General features: G+C 63.1%; 18 protein-coding genes and 1 tRNA gene. 9 read left to right on the top strand and 10 right to left on the bottom strand.

Annotation, left to right across the window (positions count from 1 at the left end; translation table 11 throughout):
• Window positions 1-21: 21 nt before the first annotated feature.
• Window positions 22-876 (bottom strand): iron uptake transporter permease EfeU, encoded by an 855-nt coding sequence (gene efeU, locus N5P29_RS15455; RefSeq protein WP_262275698.1) that lies wholly within the window; start codon window positions 874-876, stop codon window positions 22-24.
• A 244-nt stretch (window positions 877-1,120) separates the two neighbouring features.
• On the bottom strand, window positions 1,121-1,612 hold the full coding sequence (locus tag N5P29_RS15450) for a YajQ family cyclic di-GMP-binding protein (protein WP_144659328.1): 492 nt from the start codon (window positions 1,610-1,612) through the stop codon (window positions 1,121-1,123).
• Window positions 1,613-1,794: 182 nt separating this feature from the next.
• Between N5P29_RS15450 and N5P29_RS15445 the strand changes: the two genes are divergently transcribed.
• A complete protein-coding gene (locus tag N5P29_RS15445; protein WP_262275697.1) occupies window positions 1,795-2,061 on the top strand; it encodes a hypothetical protein in 267 nt (88 codons plus the stop codon).
• Window positions 2,062-2,189: 128 nt separating this feature from the next.
• A tRNA-Tyr gene (locus tag N5P29_RS15440) sits at window positions 2,190-2,271 on the top strand.
• Between the two features lie 80 nt (window positions 2,272-2,351).
• On the opposite strand, the gene N5P29_RS15435 is transcribed toward N5P29_RS15440, so the two are convergent.
• Window positions 2,352-3,110: a potassium channel family protein gene (locus tag N5P29_RS15435; protein WP_262275696.1), complete on the bottom strand. Its 759-nt coding sequence runs from the start codon at window positions 3,108-3,110 to the stop codon at window positions 2,352-2,354.
• Between the two features lie 40 nt (window positions 3,111-3,150).
• Window positions 3,151-3,369 carry a hypothetical protein gene (locus N5P29_RS15430; RefSeq protein ID WP_144659331.1) on the bottom strand — a complete coding sequence of 73 codons (219 nt, stop codon included), beginning with the start codon at window positions 3,367-3,369 and terminating at the stop codon, window positions 3,151-3,153.
• Between the two features lie 207 nt (window positions 3,370-3,576).
• On the opposite strand from N5P29_RS15430, the gene N5P29_RS15425 reads away from it, so the two are divergent.
• Window positions 3,577-4,122: an acyl-CoA thioesterase gene (locus tag N5P29_RS15425; RefSeq protein ID WP_262275695.1), complete on the top strand. Its 546-nt coding sequence runs from the start codon at window positions 3,577-3,579 to the stop codon at window positions 4,120-4,122.
• Here the strand turns inward: N5P29_RS15425 and N5P29_RS15420 are convergent.
• Genes N5P29_RS15420 through N5P29_RS15410 form a run of 3 tightly spaced genes read right to left on the bottom strand, consistent with a single transcriptional unit; the run spans window position 4,119 to window position 6,578 of the window.
• Window positions 4,119-4,919: an ABC transporter permease subunit gene (locus tag N5P29_RS15420; protein ID WP_262275694.1), complete on the bottom strand. Its 801-nt coding sequence runs from the start codon at window positions 4,917-4,919 to the stop codon at window positions 4,119-4,121. The two genes, N5P29_RS15425 and N5P29_RS15420, sit on opposite strands and share 4 nt — an antisense overlap.
• A complete protein-coding gene (locus N5P29_RS15415) occupies window positions 4,912-5,907 on the bottom strand; it encodes an ABC transporter ATP-binding protein (RefSeq protein ID WP_262275693.1) in 996 nt (331 codons plus the stop codon). The genes N5P29_RS15420 and N5P29_RS15415 overlap by 8 nt, the downstream gene beginning before the upstream one ends.
• On the bottom strand, window positions 5,904-6,578 hold the full coding sequence (locus tag N5P29_RS15410; protein ID WP_262275692.1) for a TetR/AcrR family transcriptional regulator: 675 nt from the start codon (window positions 6,576-6,578) through the stop codon (window positions 5,904-5,906). The genes N5P29_RS15415 and N5P29_RS15410 overlap by 4 nt, the downstream gene beginning before the upstream one ends.
• Window positions 6,579-6,718: 140 nt before the next feature.
• Here N5P29_RS15410 and trxA point away from each other — a divergent pair, with 140 nt between their 5' ends.
• A complete protein-coding gene (gene trxA / locus N5P29_RS15405; RefSeq protein WP_144659336.1) occupies window positions 6,719-7,096 on the top strand; it encodes a thioredoxin in 378 nt (125 codons plus the stop codon).
• An 85-nt stretch (window positions 7,097-7,181) separates the two neighbouring features.
• Here trxA and N5P29_RS15400 read toward each other — a convergent pair whose 3' ends face one another.
• Window positions 7,182-7,460, bottom strand: coding sequence for a putative quinol monooxygenase (locus N5P29_RS15400; protein ID WP_262275691.1), 279 nt, complete (start codon window positions 7,458-7,460; stop codon window positions 7,182-7,184).
• A gap of 83 nt (window positions 7,461-7,543) precedes the next feature.
• Here N5P29_RS15400 and N5P29_RS15395 point away from each other — a divergent pair, with 83 nt between their 5' ends.
• Complete coding sequence (locus N5P29_RS15395) at window positions 7,544-9,220, top strand: AMP-binding protein (protein ID WP_262275690.1); 1,677 nt, start codon at window positions 7,544-7,546, stop codon at window positions 9,218-9,220.
• Between the two features lie 15 nt (window positions 9,221-9,235).
• On the opposite strand, the gene N5P29_RS15390 is transcribed toward N5P29_RS15395, so the two are convergent.
• Window positions 9,236-10,207, bottom strand: coding sequence for a DNA-3-methyladenine glycosylase family protein (locus N5P29_RS15390; RefSeq protein WP_262275689.1), 972 nt, complete (start codon window positions 10,205-10,207; stop codon window positions 9,236-9,238).
• Between the two features lie 155 nt (window positions 10,208-10,362).
• Here N5P29_RS15390 and N5P29_RS15385 point away from each other — a divergent pair, with 155 nt between their 5' ends.
• The 4 genes from N5P29_RS15385 to N5P29_RS15370 are packed head-to-tail and all read left to right on the top strand — an operon-like array spanning window position 10,363 to window position 14,694.
• Entirely contained in the window at window positions 10,363-10,755 is a 393-nt protein-coding gene (locus tag N5P29_RS15385; protein ID WP_262275688.1) for a VOC family protein, read from the top strand.
• A gap of 45 nt (window positions 10,756-10,800) precedes the next feature.
• Entirely contained in the window at window positions 10,801-12,186 is a 1,386-nt protein-coding gene (locus N5P29_RS15380) for a cystathionine beta-synthase (protein WP_262275687.1), read from the top strand.
• Window positions 12,187-12,227: 41 nt separating this feature from the next.
• Entirely contained in the window at window positions 12,228-13,397 is a 1,170-nt protein-coding gene (locus tag N5P29_RS15375; RefSeq protein ID WP_262275686.1) for a cystathionine gamma-synthase, read from the top strand.
• 1 nt (window position 13,398) lies between these two features.
• A complete protein-coding gene (locus N5P29_RS15370) occupies window positions 13,399-14,694 on the top strand; it encodes a glycosyltransferase 87 family protein (RefSeq protein ID WP_262275685.1) in 1,296 nt (431 codons plus the stop codon).
• Here the strand turns inward: N5P29_RS15370 and N5P29_RS15365 are convergent.
• A complete protein-coding gene (locus N5P29_RS15365; RefSeq protein WP_262275684.1) occupies window positions 14,691-16,805 on the bottom strand; it encodes a phosphocholine-specific phospholipase C in 2,115 nt (704 codons plus the stop codon). The two genes, N5P29_RS15370 and N5P29_RS15365, sit on opposite strands and share 4 nt — an antisense overlap.
• Window positions 16,806-16,893: the final 88 nt, after the last annotated feature.

Here is a 16,893-nt window from a genome sequence, read left to right as displayed (position 1 = left end):
GAGGGGACCAGGCAGGGGGTCTTAGGACTGGGCTGCGACGGCCGGTGCCGGGAGGGGGCTGGTGGCCTTCGGCCGGGAAGAACGGTTGGCCCGGATGTACAGGAACAGCACCGGGGCCACATACAGCAGCCAGGCTGCCGCTTCCAGCCACGTGGTCGCGGGGGAGAAGTTCAGGGTGCCTTTGAGCAGGGTGCCGTACCAGGACGACGGCGGGATGGCAGCTGAGACGTCGAAGGCAAGGTTGTGGAGGCCCGGGAGGATGCCGGCTTCCTGGAGGTCGTGGACGCCATAGGCAAGCACTCCGCCCGCGATGACGATCAGGCCGACTCCGGTCCAGGTGAAGAAGCGGCCCAGGTTCACCTTGAGGACTCCCCGGTGAAGCAGGTAGCCCAATCCGGCAGCGGCTACCAGTCCGAGCAGAGCCCCGAGGAGCGGCAGAGTGGTTTCTCCGGTGGCTTGGGCTGCGGCCCAGATGAACAGCGCGGTTTCGAGTCCTTCGCGGCCCACGGCAAGTGCCGCCACGAGCGCAAGGCCCCAAGCGGCGCCGTCGGCCGCTTTATCCACCTGGGAGCGGAGTTCGCCGCCGAGGCTGCGCGCGGTGCGAGCCATCCAGAAGACCATCCAGGTCACCAGGGCCACCGCTACGATGGACAGTCCGCCGCCGATGGCTTCCTGTGCCTCGAACGTCAGGCCGCGCGGGCCGAAAGTCAGCAGCGCGCCGAAGCCGAAGGAGATGGCAATGGCTGCGCCCACCCCGGCCCAGAGGCGCGGAATGAGGTGCCGCCGTCCGGTCTTGATGAGATAGGCCATGAGTAGGACCACGATGAGGGAGGCCTCGAGGCCTTCGCGCAGGCCTATCAGGAAGTTGGCGGTCATGTCGGAGTGTTCTTTCGCTAAGGGAGCCGTACTTAGGCTCGCCTAAGGAAGAAGAATACTGCCCGGCGGCTATTACGCAAACTATTCGTGCCGTAATTTACGACAGTCGCTGTAGATGCGGGCAGCTGTGGATAAAACGAGGACCGCAGGATCGAGGCTGATCGCTGCGGTCCTCGGTGATTCTGCTGACTCTCTGTGCGGACTTCGGGCGCGGGCGCCCAGTAATCACGCGGCCAGAGCGCAGTTAGCTGCGGAAGTTCACGAATTGGAGGTCGGCCTCTTCGAACTTCTTGAGGATGGCCATGGTCTCCTGCAGGTCGTCGCGTGACTTGGAGGTCACACGGAGCTCGTCGCCCTGGATCTGGGACTTGACGGACTTTGGAGCTTCATCGCGGATGATCTTGTTGATCTTCTTGGCGATGTCCTGGGCGATGCCCTCCTTGATGCTGCACTCCAGGCGGAACTCCTTGCCCGAGGGGTAGGGCTCGCCCTGGTCCAGGGACTTCAGGGAGATGCCGCGCTTGATGAGCTTGGACTGGAAGACGTCCAGGACTGCAAGGACGCGGTCCTCCGAGTTGGCCTTCATGAGGATCTTCTCGCCGCTGAAGTCGATCTCTGCGCCGACGCCCTTGAAGTCGTACCGCTGCGCGATTTCCTTCTGGGACTGGTTCAGTGCGTTGGCGACCTCTTGCTTGTCTACCTTGCTGACGACGTCGAATGTGGATTCGCCTGCCATGACTCTCCTTAGGTTGGGGGCCCTGTGAGGGCGGTTGGGTCTGGCATCCAGCCTAGTACGGAAGGCAGCGGTTGGGGCGGTGCGGGGCTTTCACAGTTCGCTCACAGCACACGCAGGGTGGGAACCGAGGTAGGCGGCCCAGAGTTGTACCAGTTGGAAGACACTTCGTCCGGAGGATCAGCATGAGCACCAAGGCCGTCCAGTCCATCAGCAAGTCCGCCTCAGCAGCAGCAGGTTCGATTGGAACGGCTGCAGTGGCTGCTGCCAGTGCGGTAGCGGCGGCAGCGGTGGCGGCCTCGATCGTGCTGAGCCCGGTTCCTGATGCCACCTCGCGCATGGATGGCGTCCACGCAGATCTCCAGCGGGCCGTGCAGTTGAACCAGATCACCGCCGAGCAGGCCGAGAAGTTCGAGGCCAAACTGGCTGGCCGCATCCTCGGGGAAGCCTGAAATCCCGTGGATTCCCGGGCTCGAGGGCCCGATTAGATTCTTCGTGGAAAGTTCTGTAAGGTTGTCTCTGCCTTCGGTTACCGGATCGAAAGAAATGGTCTTCCGGAAGTGATCTTCTTTTGAAGTTCGGCAGATTACCCGAGCGGCCAAAGGGGGCTGACTGTAAATCAGCTGGCAACGCCTACGGGGGTTCGAATCCCTCATCTGCCACCCAAGGAGAATCCCCGGAACCACTGGTTCCGGGGATTTTTTTGTGCTTGCGGGTTTTCCCGGATGGGGCGGCTTCTTGCCTACTGTCTCTCGGAGATTTTCCGGAGCTCGGCGATTTCCAGCCGCAAGGCAGCGATCTCCTTGACCAGATCAGCCACTTCGGCCCGCACGGGCTCCTCGGCTGCCGCCACCTTTTCGCCGGCAGCGGCCGCCACGCCTTCGGCATTCTCCTCAATCCGCTGCACCAGCCAGGATGCGATGGAGGCAGTGACGATACCCAGGACAGCGATGCCGCTCATCATGAGGGCTGCGGCGACAACCCTGCCGATGGGTGTGACCGGATACAAGTCGCCGTATCCCACGGTGGTGATGGTGGTGACGGCCCACCAGGCTGCGTCTCCGAAGGTCAGGATCTTGGCGTCGGGGGCGCCCTGCTCAACATCCAGGACGGCAAGCGCTCCAACAAGGATGAGCATGGCAGCCGCTCCGGCGACGTAGGTTGCCACACGCCCCCGGAGGGTTTCGCCCACTGTCCGCTGCAGAACCGAGAGCAGGGTGACCAGGCGCAGCAGCCGCAACGGCCGGAAGAATGGAAGCACCACGATCAGGAGTTCATGGAGATTCCAGAGGAACCATCGCATGCGGTCTTCGGCGAGCCAAAGGTTGATGAAGTAGTCCAGGGCGAAGATACCCCACGTAATCCAGAGAATTATTTCCAGTGGGGTCGCCGTGGGTCCATCGACGCGACCGATGACCTGCCAGGCGTAGGCGGTGAGGAATATCAGTGCCGTGGCCATGAGTGGCCATTCGACGAGGTCCCGGTATCGCGCTTGAGTCATACGGGAATCCTAGCCACAGGCCGGCCCTGCGGCAGGAGGATCAGGCAGTCGTTTCCAGCCAGTAGCCGTCCAAGTGGTGGATCAGCTGGCGTCCAAGGCCACCCTTGAGTTGGATCCACAGGGTGCTGCGGTCATCGGTCATGCCGTCCAGGGTTCCCTCAATCCGGTTCCCGCGGGCGTCCTGGAGCACAACCACTTGGTGGCGTTGGAGTTCGGGCCAGACGTCGCCGTGGGGCCGGGTGGTTTGCAGCGTACTCAAAGGGATCCCCCTGATGTGTTCTTCCAATACGAGTTCCAGATATTGTGCACGTCTTTGATGAACCAGCGGTAAACGTTAGTGCAATCGTTGGACATAAAAGTGGCCGGTGGGCGGCCGAACACTGCTCTGGACGCAACCGTCCGAGGGGCATTCCACATTACGGGCTGCACCTTCCGCTGAATGTTACCCGCGGGTAACATGGCTGCCATGCACCTGCTTCTACGTACCCTCATGCTGCTGTTCACGTCCGCCAAGCGCTCGCCCTTGGGCGTCTGGGAAGAATCCTCGCTGCCTTTGCGTGTGCTTCCCACGGACATTGACATCGCCATGCACGTCAACAACGGCATGTACTTTTCCCTGATGGATCTGGGTCGCTTCGACCTCATGGTGCGCAGCGGGGTCTGGGGCAAAATGCGTAAGCGGGGCTGGAGCCCTGTTGCAGCAGGGGAGACCATCGCCTTCCGGAAGTCCTTGCAGCTGTGGCAGCACTACACCATTGAAACCCGCATCATTGGCCTGGACACCAAAGCCATCTACTTCGAGCAGCGCATGGTGGTGGACGGAGAGATCTACGCACGCGCCTACATCGCCACACGCCTGGTGGCCAACGGCAAACCGGTGTCCCAGGAAGAGATCATCGCCGAGTTTGGTGCGCCGCCGGCCGATCTTGAACTGCCGGAGTGGATCCACGAGTGGCGCGGGAACAACGGACTGCCTGGGGCCCGCCGTCCCGCGCCTCACGTGTGGAGTTAGACCCCGACATCCCGGCGTTGCAGGGCAAAGGCTCCCAGCGCAATGAGGGCAACCGAGATGCCGAACAGCCCGGTTACCGCGCCCCAATCGGCCCCGTTGGCAACAGGTGAATTGCCGTAGGCCCAGTGGTACGGAGAGAGGTTCAGCAACCATTCGACGTTGGGGCTTTGTCGGCCGACTGCGTTGAAAACGTACCCGAGGACCGCCACGGCAGCACCGGCCGCGACTCCGTACACCTTCCGTCCACTCAGGGCACCGACAAACAACGCTGCGGTGCCGCTCAGCAGGGCCAAGGCAGCAAACAGCAGCACCGCGCCGGCAAGATGTCCGACGTCGATGTTCAGTTGGGCGGGTCCGTTCAGTACCAGCACCAGCACGAAGACAAGGGCCGTGAGGATCGCGATACGAACGATCAGCGCCAGCGCCCGCTCCAGTACGATCTGTACGCGCGTCACGCTATGGGCCAAGGTCAGCTCCAGGAGCCCGGACTCTTCGTCGCCGCCCACAGCTGCCGCACCCCAACCCACCGAAGCCATGGACATCAGCAGGAACCCGATGAGCCCGAACAAGGTTGCCTGGGTGTAGCCGGGACCGGTTGCGATTTGGTCGTAGTTCAAGGCCTTGGTCATGCCTTGTGGGAGGGCATCGATCATTTGCTGCATTTGGGAGCTGCCGCCGATGGAGGGATACAGGGGCAGGTACAGCATGATGGCACCCGTCAGACCCACAGCCCACGCCAGGGTGGAACGCCACGAATCCGTCAGTGCCTTCGTGAACAGCGGCAGTGGCTTAGGCATGGTGGGCTCCTTCCGGTTGCTTTAGGGCTCTGCGCGGTGATTCTTCACGGGAGGAAGGACTTTCGTCGCCCGTGTAGAGCGTCAGGACGGCTTCCTCCAGATCCGGCTCCTCCAACACCAGGTCCGTCAGGTTCAGCTTGGCCAGCTCCTGGACCAATGGCTGGACATGGCCGGACAATGTGGCCGTGGCTTCCACCGTCCCGGCGGTGTGCCCATCGGACGGCAGCTCCCGTACCGCTACGTTGGCGACGCCCGGCACCCTGGCCAGCAGCGCGCCGACGTCGTGCGCTTCTGTTCCAGTGCTGTTGAAGCGAAGCTGCCTCACCGCTGCCGTCCTCAGGGCCTCGACGGTGGAAACAGTGACGATCCCGCCGTCGCGAAGGATGGCTACGGCATCCGCTGCCTGCTGGACCTCGCTCAGCACGTGCGAACTGAGGAACACCGTGGCGCCCCCATCCACGGCCTCGCGGACCATGGCGTGGAACACCTGCTGGACCAAGGGATCAAGGCCGCTGGTGGGTTCGTCCAGGATGAGAAGTTCGGGTTTGTGCATGAAAGCCTGCAGCAGCCCGAGTTTTTGCTTGTTGCCCTTGGAGAGCTTGCGGGTCTGGCGGTCCAGGTCCAGCTGGAGCCGGTCGGCGAGATCGTTGACGTGCCGCTGGTCCACTGGTCCGCTGATGTCGGCAAAATGTTCCAGCATCCGGCGGCCTGTGGTGCGGTTTTCCAAGTGCAGCTCTCCGGGCAAATACCCGATGCGCCTGCGCAACGCGGTCCCCGACCGCCTCGGATCCTGCCCCAGGATGGAGATGGATCCGGCGCTGGGTCGGATGATGTCCAACAGACAGCGCATGGTGGTGGTTTTACCCGCCCCGTTCGGCCCGATTACCCCGAAGACTGTCCCGGACTCCACAGCGAAATCCAATCCGTGCAGAACCTCGCGCTGTCCGAACCTTTTGCGCAACCCCTCGACGACGATTGCCTCGGTCACGGGGCATGCTCCCTTCCGTTGTTGTTGTTTTCTTCAAGCGCTTCGCGGGCTGCGTTCAGGAACCGCGCGTCCGCGTAGAAACCATGGGTGTAAATGTCGAGCGCGGGCAACGTCAGATGCCGCAATAAGTCCGGGCCGATGCCGTGCGGTTCGGCTACGGGGGTGCCCAGCGCCCGGGAGACGTGACGGCCCAGCATGAGCACGGACAGGCTGTTGGAGGCAATAACGACGGCGATGGCCCGGACATTCTCGAAGACCCGGATAGTCCCGGCTTGGATGCCCGTGTGGATGATGTCCTCCGTTTGGTTGACAACCCCGTCGAAGAAGGCGTCGCCGGCATCCGACTCGTCACTGAGGGACTGGCGGATATAGGCGATCTCATTGGCGTAGTCGTGCGGATTGTTCAGGTAATCCTGGATGAGTCTGCCTGTGGAGCCCGGATCCGTTTTCTCCCGTCCCTGCGTGGCTGTTTGGGAAAGGACATGCTCATCGCAGGCATCCCGCAAACCTGCTTTGCTGCCGAAATGGTGGATGACAAGCCCTGGACTGACTCCGGCCTCGGCTGCGACGGAACGTACAGTCGCACGGGCGAATCCCTCACGACCAAAGAGCCCGATGGCGGCGTCACGGATGCGTGCCCGGGTAGTTAGATCGTCTGCGGTTGAACGCATGTTTAATACGTTAAACACTTGTTCAGTCCGAATCAAGAGACTCCGAAGCGCGGGACCGGGCTTTTATTCCCGGTGACGCGGGAAGCGAACAGGCCACCCTTCCACGGGACTTACCGGGCAGGGACGCGTACGGTGGAAGTATGGCTACAGTTGACATCACTGGTGAACAGTTCGCATCGACCATCGAGGAGAACGACATTGTCCTCGTGGATTTCTGGGCCGCATGGTGCGGCCCCTGCCGGCAGTTCGCGCCCACGTATGGAGCGGCATCGGAAAAGCACTCCGACGTGTTCTTCGCCAAGGTGGACACCGAAGCCGAGCAGCAGCTCGCAGCGGAGGCCGGGATCACGTCCATCCCCACGCTGATGGCCTTCCGCGAAAAGGTGCTCGTCTTCTCGCAGCCCGGCGCCCTGAACGCCCAGCAGCTTGAACAGGTCATTGAGGCCGTGAAGGGCCTGGACATGGAAGAAGTCCACGCCCACGTTGCCAAGGCCCGTGCCGAGGCGCAGGAAAACTAGACCCTATCCGGCGAAATCGCTGGAAATACATCGAGGTCGCCGGAAATTTCCGGCGACCTCGATGGTTTAAGGCGAACTGGCGGAGCTAGAGACGTTCCAGCTGCACAGGCTCGGCCAGCAAAGCGCTGAGGGACTCGTTCAGGTCCTGCACCGCGATGCCCTTGGAGTGCTTCTCCAGCAGTTCCTCGGATTCCCAGCGTTCGGTGAGGACAAGTTTTTCTTCAGTGGCTTCAGTCAGTTCGTAACGGATGCAGCCGGGCTCGTTGACTACCTCGTCAATGGCGATTTCCAGCGCGAGCTTCACGCGGAAGAACTCGCCTTCGTTGGGGATGAACGTAGCCTTCAGGTCAATGGGTGCACTCATGGGTCCAACCCTACCGGCAGGACACGGCTGCCTTGGAGGTGGTTACGGTTCTGTTGCGCGGCAGGGCTTGGTAGCGTTCCGTCATGTTGTCCTACACCGCCGGAGACACCGACGTCCCGTTGCTCGAAGAGACCATTGGCGCCAATTTCGAGCGCGTAGCCGCCAAATTTCCTTTGCGTGACGCGCTCATCGAGGCCGCCGCCTCGCCGGGCGGTGAAGCCCGCCGCTGGAGCTACCAAAAGCTGAACGACGACGTCGATCGCCTCGCCCGCGCGCTGCTCGCCGTGGGCGTGGCAAAGGGTGAGCGGATCGGCATCTGGAGTCCAAATTGTGCCGAGTGGACCATCCTGCAGTACGCCACTGCCAAAGTGGGGGCGGTGTTGGTGAATGTGAACCCCGCGTACCGGAGCCACGAACTCGAATTCGTGGTGAAACAGAACGGCATGCGGATGTTGATCACTGCGCCCAAGGACAAGAACAGCGACTACATCGGCATGGCCAGGGACGTCGCCGGGAGGTGCCCTGAACTCAAAGAGATTGTCTTCCTTCCCGGTGATCCGACCGCTGGACTGACGGCGGGCGTCCCCGAAGCCGGCCACGAACTGAGCTATGCCGAGCTCCTGACCCGGGCTGACGGCGTCGGACTTTCAGCGCTGCGTGAGCGCATGGCGGAACTAAACCCGCACGATCCCATCAATCTGCAATACACCTCGGGGACCACCGGATTTCCGAAGGGCGCAACGCTGACGCACCACAACATCCTCAACAACGGGCACTCCATCGGGCGCCTGCTGGGTTACACCGAGCATGACCGCGTGGTGATACCGGTGCCGTTCTACCACTGTTTCGGCATGGTGATCGGGAACCTGAACGCGCTTAGTTTCGGGGCCGCCACGATCATTCCGGGCCGGGGTTTCAACCCATCGGCGGCGCTGGAAGCGGTCCAGGATTTCGGTGGGACCTCGCTGTACGGGGTGCCGACGATGTTCATCGCAGAGCTGGCGCTGGGGGATTTCTGCTCCTATGACCTCTCTACACTGCGCACCGGTGTGATGGCGGGTTCACTGTGTCCCATCGAGGTGATGCGGCGGGTGATCGATGAGATGCACATGGTGGACGTGGCCATCTGCTACGGCATGACCGAGACCTCGCCCGTGTCCACCATGACGCGGGCAGGGGACACCCTGGAACAGCGGACGTCCACGGTGGGCCGGACCATGCCGCACCTGGAGAGCAGGATTGTGGATCCGGGGTCTGGCGAAGTGGTGGAACGTGGTGTGATCGGCGAGCTCTGCACGCGCGGGTATGCCGTGATGCAGGGTTACTGGGGCCAGCCGGACAAGACCGCAGAAGCCATCGACGCCGAAGGGTGGATGCACACCGGGGACCTGGCGCGCATGGATGAGGACGGCTACCTCGTGATCGAAGGCCGGATCAAGGACATGGTGATCCGTGGTGGGGAGAACATCTACCCGCGTGAGATCGAGGAATTCCTCTACCTGCACCCTTCCATCCAGGATGTCCAGGTGATCGGGGTTCCGGATGCGAAGTACGGCGAGGAACTGATGGCGTGCATCATCCTCAAGCCCGGCGCCGGGCCCCTGACGGCTGATGACCTGGCCGAGTACTGCCGGGGCAAGCTGGCCCACTACAAGATTCCGCGCTACATCGACGTCCGCGAGAGCTTCCCGATGACCGTTTCCGGGAAAGTCCGCAAAGTGGATATGCGCCAGGAAGCCGTGTCCCGCCTCCACTTGTAAAAACAACGCGTTGCCCTAGTGGCGGCGGTGGTCCTGCACTGTCATTCGGGGGCCGAAGGTGGGTTTGCGGAAGCCGCTCAGGTACAGCATCCGGACCAGCCGTTGCCTCTGTCCGCGCCAGGGCTCGAGCAGCTCGATCATGCCGGCATCGTCCGTTTTCTGCCCGGTCAACGCGTAGCCCACGTAGGACGCCAAGTGGTAGTCGCCCACGGAGATTGAATCGGGGCAACCATGGGTCCGCTGGACGACCTCCGCTGCGGTCCAGACACCGATTCCGGGGATCGTCTGCAGCTTGGCGCCGGCCTGCACCGAGTCCAGAGCGGCCAGGCGTTCAAGGGCGACGGCGGATTGCAGCGCCCGCATGACCGTCGCCGAACGCTGTGGTCCAACCCCTGCCTTGTGCCACTCCCAGGACGGAATGGCCAGCCATTGCCGGGCGGTGGGTGGGACGAGGAGACCCGCCGGGGCTTTTCCCGGTGCGGGGGTTCCGTAGCGGTACAACAGGTACCGGTACCCGCGCCTTGCCTCCAACGTGGTGACCTTTTGCTCCAAAATGGTGGGCACCAGTGAGTCAACCACCCGCCCGGTGGAGGGCAGGCGCACAGCCAGGTTCCGGCGTCGTGATTCTGTAACGCGGCGCGGAAGCGTGGCGTGGAAAGCCGGGTCATCGAAAGCGGACCAGTCGTCATCGGCGCCCAGCAACCGTGGCACTCCTGCCACGGCGTCCGCGGCGCCCGGCCCCCAGGCCAGTGCGTCCACGAACGAATCAGGACCCAGGCCTCCGCCCGAAAGGCGAAGGGTCACCGGACCGGAAGGGGCCGTGAAAGCCATCCAATAACCACTCGCATGCGCCGCGAACGACGGGTCAGCGTTGCCGCGCATCAGCGGAAACATGGTCTGGTCCAGGCGGAAGGAACTGCCCGGATGCCACCTGATGGATGCGTCCGCCGCGGCCGCAACAAGCGGAGGGGCTTCTGCAATGGTCATGTTCTTAATGGTCCCACGCCGGGCTGACAATTTGCTCCGCGAAGCCCTTACCGACGCCGGTGCCCGCGGCTAGACTCCGTGGTGTGGCGCGGGTGGGCCGCGCCCAAACCCAGGAACAAACGCTGGGACAAACCAAGGAACCAGGAGCGCATGCCATGGCCGCAATAGTGCATTTCGAGATTCCAACCGATGACACCGACAGGGCCAACGCCTTCTACCAAAAAACGTTCGGCTGGAACCTCAGCCCGATGCAAGGCATGGACTACACCATCGCCCTGACCACCGAATCGGACGACCAAACCGGTGCGCCGAAAGAACCCGGAGCCATCAACGGTGCGTTGTTCCCCCGGACGGACAACCTCAAGACCCCCATCATCACCATTGACGTGACAGACGTCGATGCTGCCCTCGCCCAGGTTGAACAGGCCGGTGGTTCAGTGGTGCAGGGCAAGGACGCCGTGCCAACCATGGGGTGGTACGCCTACTTCAAGGACACCGAAGGCAACATCCTGGGGCTGTGGCAGACGGATCCTTCAGCGGGGAGCTGACCGACCGGTCCGGTCCCAATGCGGGCAGGCGGTAACTTTGTACCTATGAAGTACGCCCAGTCCGTGTTGGACCTCATCGGCAATACGCCCCTTATCAAACTCAACCACGTTACTGAGGGGATCAGGGCCACAGTCCTGGTGAAGCTCGAATACATCAACCCCGGTGGATCGATCAAGGACCGCATCGCGGTGAAAATGATCGAAGACGCGGAAAAGGACGGTCGGCTCAAGCCCGGTGGCACCATCGTTGAGCCGACGTCGGGCAACACGGGAGTTGGTCTGGCACTGGTGGCCCAGCAGAAGGGCTACAAGTGCATCTTCGTGGTCCCGGACAAGGTGGGTGAGGACAAGCGCGCCGTCCTGAAGGCGTACGGCGCCGAGGTCGTGGTGACCCCTACCTCCGTGGCTCCCGACAGCCCGCAAAGCTATTACGGCGTCTCCGACCGACTGGTCCGCGAGATTCCAGACGCTTTCAAGCCGGACCAGTTCTCCAATCCGGCCGCCCCCGGCAGCCACTTCGAGTCCACCGGCCCGGAGATCTGGAACGACACGGACGGCCGCGTCACCCACGTCGTCATCGGCGCCGGTACGGGCGGGACGATCACCGGCACCGGCCGGTACCTCAAGCAGGTTTCGGCTGAACGGACGGAGTCCGACGGCGGCCGTGTCAAGGTCATTGGTGCGGACCCCGAAGGCTCGGTCTACTCGGGCGGAACCGGCCGGCCGTACTTCGTCGAAGGCGTCGGCGAGGACATGTGGCCCGCCAACTACGACCGTGACGTCCCGGACCACGTCATCGCTGTCTCGGACGCGGATTCCTTCGCCATGACCCGTCGTCTTGCCCGGGAAGAGGGCCTGCTCGTTGGCGGGTCTTCCGGCATGGCGGTGGTGGCGGCGCTGCAGGCCGCCAAGGACCTCGACGAATCCGCCGTGGTGGTGGTGATTCTCCCTGACTCCGGTCGCGGATACCTGGCCAAGATCTTCAACGACCAGTGGATGCGCTCCTATGGCTTTCTTTCCGGGGGCGAAGAATCCTCCGTGGGGGAGGTCCTCAAATCCAAGACGGGCGAGATGCCGGACCTGGTCCACATCCATCCCAACGAAACCGTCCGCGACGTCATCAACATCATGAACGAGTTCGGTGTCTCGCACATCCCGGTCCTGTCGCAGGAGCCTCCCGTGGTGATGGGCGAAGTCCTGGGGGCCGTCGACGAGCGCACCCTGACCAGCAAGCTGTTCCGCGGCGAAGCGAAACTTTCGGACAAGATCTCCGAACACATGGGCGAACGCCTGCCCGTGGTGGGCTCCTTGGAGACCATTTCCGCCGCGCGTGAGCTGCTGTCCGACGTCGATACCGTCATGGTGACCTTCGCGGGAGCCCCGGTCGGCATCCTGACGCGCCACGACCTCCTGGCTTACCTCAGCAACTAGCCCGCGCTGACCAACCGTTGAACGAACAAAGAGGAGCTTCCATGTCTGACAACAACAAGACCGGGTTCAACACACGTGCCGTCCACGCCGGCCAGGACTTCGAGCCGCGCACCGGTGCTGTGGTACCTCCGCTGCACTTCAGCTCGACCTACGCCCAGGACGGCATCGGGGGCCTGCGCTCGGGCTACGAGTACGGCCGCGGCGGCAACCCCACCCGCGATGCCCTGCAGGAGCAGTTGGCCGCCCTTGAAGGTGGAACGGCCGCGTTCTCCTTCGGATCCGGCCTGGCTGCTGAAGACTCGCTGATCCGGGCAGTGGCCCGGCCCGGGGACCACATCGTGTTGGGCAATGACGCCTACGGTGGAACCTACCGCCTCATCAACCGTGTGCTGGGGGACTGGGGCATCGGCAATACCCCGGTGGACATGTCGGACCTGGACGCCGTTGCCGCCGCCGTCGCTGCGAACAACACGCGCATCGTGTGGGTTGAGACACCGTCCAACCCGATGATGAAGATCACCGACATTGCCGCGCTCGCCGCTGTAGCGCACGACGCCGGTGCCCTCCTGGTGGTCGACAACACCTTCGCATCTCCCTACTTGCAGACCCCGCTCGCCCTGGGTGCCGACGTCGTGGTTCACTCCACTACCAAGTACATCGGAGGCCACTCGGATGTGGTGGGCGGCGCCATTGTGGTGAAGGATGCTGAACTGGCCGAGAAGATCGGTTTCATCCAGTTCGCCGTCGGCGCTGTGTCCGGTCCGATGGACGCGTTCCTGACCACCCGTGGCTTGAAGACCTTGGGCGTGCGCATGGACCGCCACAGCGAGAACGGCCAGGCAGTAGCTGAGTGGTTGCTGACGCGTCCGGAGGTTGAGGCCGTGCTGTATCCGGGGCTCCCGGACCACCCGGGCCACGATCTCGCCGCGAAGCAGATGAAGAAGTTCGGCGGCATGGTGTCGGTGCAGTTCAAGGGTGGAGAGGCCGCGGCAAGGACCGTTGCGGAAAACACCTCGGTGTTCACTCTTGCCGAGTCCCTGGGCGGGATCGAGTCGCTGATGAACTACCCCTCCGAGATGACCCATGCTTCGGTGAAGGGCACCGAACTGGCCGTCCCGGTCAACCTCCTGCGCCTCTCGTGCGGCATCGAGGAAGCCGAGGACCTGATTGCCGACCTTGAACAGGCTTTCGCCAGGATCACCAACGGCTGACATGGTGGCTTCTCCTTCACGCACGGCGGCCAGCATCACGGCACGGGGCTGGATCCTCACCGTGGCCGGCGCCCTGACGCTCGTAGTGGCCGTGTGTTACCTGTACGCGAATTACCAGCCGGCGCTGAACGACTTTGAGGTGTACTACTACGGCGGTGGGAAGGTCATGGAAGGCGGTGACCTGTACGCCATCCGCGATGGCCTGCCGTTCACCTACCCTCCGTTCGCCGCCTTGATTTTCACGGGGTTGGCGGCGTTGGGGTTCTTCGCCGGAAGCATGGTGTTCATTCTCGTGGCCCTGGGCGGCGCCGCAACCGTTGCCGCTTGGTTGGCCAGGCACTACTTCGGCCTGAAGACCTGGCGTGAAGCCTTTGCCGATTACCGTTTCAGGACCACGGCGCTGGTGGGAACAGGGGCCATCCTGCTTCTGGGACCGTGGCGGGACACGTTTGTTTTTGGACAGATCAACATCATTTTGATGGGCGTGATCCTGGCCGATTTCGCCCTGTACGGGAAAGTGCGTGCAGGTGCCATCCGCTGGCCTGCAGGCTTGCTGATCGGCCTGGCGGCGGGCGTGAAGCTCACCCCTCTCGCCTTTGGTTTGTACTTCCTGGTTCGCCGTGATTTCAAGGCGCTGGGTTGGATGGCGGCCGGTTTCTTTGGCTCCATTGCCGTAGCTTGGGCCCTCTTGCCGCAGGCGTCACTGGACTTCTGGACCAAGATCCTTCCGAACACGGGCCGCATCGGCGGGCCTGCCTACGTGGACAACCTCTCGGTCAAGGGCCTGCTCCTGCACTTTGGCATGCCGGACTCGTCAGCCACCAATGTGGTGTGGATGGTCCTGTCGCTGGGGCTCGTGATCGTGGCTGGGCTCATCATCACCTGGGCCGTGGCTGTGGACGAGAACTTTATTGCGGTATCTGCCACGGCCATCCTGATGCTCCTGATCAGCCCGGTCTCCTGGTCCCACCACTGGGTGTGGGTTGCTGTTGCGCTCCCCAGCATGGCCTTTGCGATGCACCGGGTGCCCTCCCGGAACGGGCGGATGCGCACTGCGGGTTGGGTGATAGTGGTGTGTTCCACTATTGCCTTCTACATGACGCCCAAGAACCTGGCTGTGTGGGCAGGCGCTGCCGAATGGGGCAAGGATCCGCAGACCCAGGGGCAGCTCATGGTTTCCAGCCTGGGAGTGGTGTGCGGGATTGCCATGCTGGTCTACTGGGCCCTGGCGTACCGTCCTTCGCGGACCGGCCTGGTCCTTGGCGCAACCACCAAGGACCATCCGGCGAGCGCTTAGCCGGAGATGCCTTCCCGACCGTCTTCGTCGCGACCCGTCAGCCTGCGACGGAACGTCGTGTCCCCGGGGGTAGTGACTTCAACGTCGTACCAGCCGCTGACGGTTTCCCAGCCGATCTTCTTCGATTGTCCGGCCTTGAGTTTCACAGTCTCGGCACCCGGTGCGTACTGCAGTGACTTCAAGGCCAGCGTCACCGCAGCCGTGCCGTTGTTGCGGACTTCCAACTCCACGGCTTTATTGCCGCGGCGGCCGTTAACCGTAACGTCGACGCCGGACGCTGCGCCCGCCGTCGTGCCTTTGAGTTCGTACTGGAACCGGTTGGGACCGGTGACGACGACGTCGAACGCACCGGGGGCAAGGGACAGCTTCACCTTGTCGTTCGCGAGGACGTCGATGTGCCGGGGTTCTGCGAGCTCTCCGGCGTAACCGTAGATGGCGAAGTGCGTTGACCTGGTACCCGTGTTCGTCAGGGCCAGCGTGAGCATGCCCGGCGTTGCCACGGCGGAGACCTGCGGCCTGTAGGGGAGTGGGCGGGCCGGGCGTGAGCCGCTTTCCTGGATCGGTGCCACTTGGACTGCCGGCGGGGTGGGACGCCACCGGCTGGTCTTGGCAGGTACGGGTCCCGGGTGGTCCAGTACAGGGGGAGTGCCCGGGGAACTGAAGTTGAAGACGCCGGTCAGGTCACCGCAGACCTGCCGCCGCCAGGGGGAGATGTTCGGCTCCTGCACGCCGGTCCAGCGTTCCAGGAAGCGCAGTACGGAGGTGTGGTCGAAGATTTCGGAGCTTACATAGCCGCCCACCGTCCACGGCGAGACCACCGTCATGGGTACCCGTGGGCCCAGTCCGATGGGCCGTGCCGTGGTCCAGTCCGGAGATTCACCCGAAGCGGGGCGCGGCTGGACGGGCGGAGGAACGTGGTCGAAGTAGCCATCGTTCTCGTCGAAGTTCAGGAAGATGGCGGTGCTGTCCCAGGTGTCAGGGTTGCTGGCGACCGTGTCCAGGAGGCGGTAGACGAAGTTTGCGCTGCCCACCGGCGTCGAGGCGCCAGGGTGTTCCGAGTCGGCAGCGGACGGTACCAGCCAGCTGACCTGCGGCAGGGTTCCTCCGGTGATGTCGGCGCTGAGGCGCTCCAGGAGGGTGTCAGGCCGGCCACGCCACATGGCCTTGTCGAAGAGCGACCTTTCGGCGTCCGTGAGGGTAGCGCGGCCCTGCTGAAGCTGGGCGAGGAGGCGATCCTGTTCCGCTGCCGGCTTGCCGGCCAGGTTGTCGTAGAACTCCTCGGTGGTGCGGAGCTTGCCGTCAACCGAGGCGAGGATCTTCCGGCCGATCGCCTTGAACGTCTGAAAGTACTCGACCGCGTTGTCCGTGAAGTTGTCCCAGTCCTGGTAGATCTTCCAGGAGACTCCGGCTTGTTCCAGCCGTTCCGGGTAGGTCGTCCAGTCGTAGCCTCCGTGATCGTAACCGTAGGCCGCGTTGGTCACGGCCCGGTTGCTGCTGCCGGGCTCATTGCCCGTGGTGCCGCTCCACAGGTAGTTGCGGTTGGGATTGGTGGAGCCGTTGACGGAACAGTGATATGCGTCGCAGATGGTGAAGGTATCCGCGAGCTCGTATTGGAGGGGGATGTCCTGGCGCTCGTAGAAGGTCATGGTGGATGCGCTCTTGGCAGGAATCCATTTGTCGCACCAGCCGTTGTTCCATGCCGTGGTGGTGCCTTTGAAGGAGTGGTCAAGGTCGCCGAGGTATTGGATATCGGATCCGGGCCTTCCAGCGAGTTCGGCGGCCTTGCGCAGCGAAAAGGGCAGCACTGTCTCGCCCGTTGCGCGGGGTTGTTCAAACATGGATTTGCCGTTGGGCAGCCGGGTGACGGACTGGTCGCCGTACCCGCGCACTCCGCGCAGCGATCCGAAGTAGTGGTCGAAGGAGCGGTTTTCCTGCATCAGCACGATCACATGCTTGATGGACTGCAGGCTCCCGGGAGGCGTGGGCTTGGCCATTGCTGCCTGCACGGAGGGCGGAAGGAGAGAGCCGGCTGCCGCAAGCGCCGTCGCAGCAGCTGCCGTGCCGAGGAAGCCGCGACGGGAAAGCCCAACGGATTCGGTTGAACGTTTCACCAAGTCAGGTTTGTTCGAGGACATTCAGGGTGCCTTTCGTGGTCAGAGTTGACCCGGCAAGCGTAGGTACCCGAGGTGAACCGTTGAT

Source organism: Paenarthrobacter sp. JL.01a (assembly GCF_025452095.1).
Lineage (GTDB): Bacteria > Actinomycetota > Actinomycetes > Actinomycetales > Micrococcaceae > Arthrobacter.
Note: the sequence above shows the minus strand (reverse complement) of the source record. Positions and strands in the feature narration are given on the sequence as shown.

Coding starts and splice junctions, on each gene's coding strand:
- efeU (WP_262275698.1), bottom strand. CDS start 876: ATGACCGCCAACTTCCTGATAGGCCTGCGCGAAGGCCTCGAGGCCTCC.
- N5P29_RS15450 (WP_144659328.1), bottom strand. CDS start 1,612: ATGGCAGGCGAATCCACATTCGACGTCGTCAGCAAGGTAGACAAGCAA.
- N5P29_RS15445 (WP_262275697.1), top strand. CDS start 1,795: ATGAGCACCAAGGCCGTCCAGTCCATCAGCAAGTCCGCCTCAGCAGCA.
- N5P29_RS15435 (WP_262275696.1), bottom strand. CDS start 3,110: ATGACTCAAGCGCGATACCGGGACCTCGTCGAATGGCCACTCATGGCC.
- N5P29_RS15425 (WP_262275695.1), top strand. CDS start 3,577: ATGCACCTGCTTCTACGTACCCTCATGCTGCTGTTCACGTCCGCCAAG.
- N5P29_RS15420 (WP_262275694.1), bottom strand. CDS start 4,919: ATGCCTAAGCCACTGCCGCTGTTCACGAAGGCACTGACGGATTCGTGG.
- N5P29_RS15410 (WP_262275692.1), bottom strand. CDS start 6,578: ATGCGTTCAACCGCAGACGATCTAACTACCCGGGCACGCATCCGTGAC.
- trxA (WP_144659336.1), top strand. CDS start 6,719: ATGGCTACAGTTGACATCACTGGTGAACAGTTCGCATCGACCATCGAG.
- N5P29_RS15400 (WP_262275691.1), bottom strand. CDS start 7,460: ATGAGTGCACCCATTGACCTGAAGGCTACGTTCATCCCCAACGAAGGC.
- N5P29_RS15395 (WP_262275690.1), top strand. CDS start 7,544: ATGTTGTCCTACACCGCCGGAGACACCGACGTCCCGTTGCTCGAAGAG.
- N5P29_RS15390 (WP_262275689.1), bottom strand. CDS start 10,207: ATGACCATTGCAGAAGCCCCTCCGCTTGTTGCGGCCGCGGCGGACGCA.
- N5P29_RS15385 (WP_262275688.1), top strand. CDS start 10,363: ATGGCCGCAATAGTGCATTTCGAGATTCCAACCGATGACACCGACAGG.
- N5P29_RS15380 (WP_262275687.1), top strand. CDS start 10,801: ATGAAGTACGCCCAGTCCGTGTTGGACCTCATCGGCAATACGCCCCTT.
- N5P29_RS15375 (WP_262275686.1), top strand. CDS start 12,228: ATGTCTGACAACAACAAGACCGGGTTCAACACACGTGCCGTCCACGCC.
- N5P29_RS15370 (WP_262275685.1), top strand. CDS start 13,399: ATGGTGGCTTCTCCTTCACGCACGGCGGCCAGCATCACGGCACGGGGC.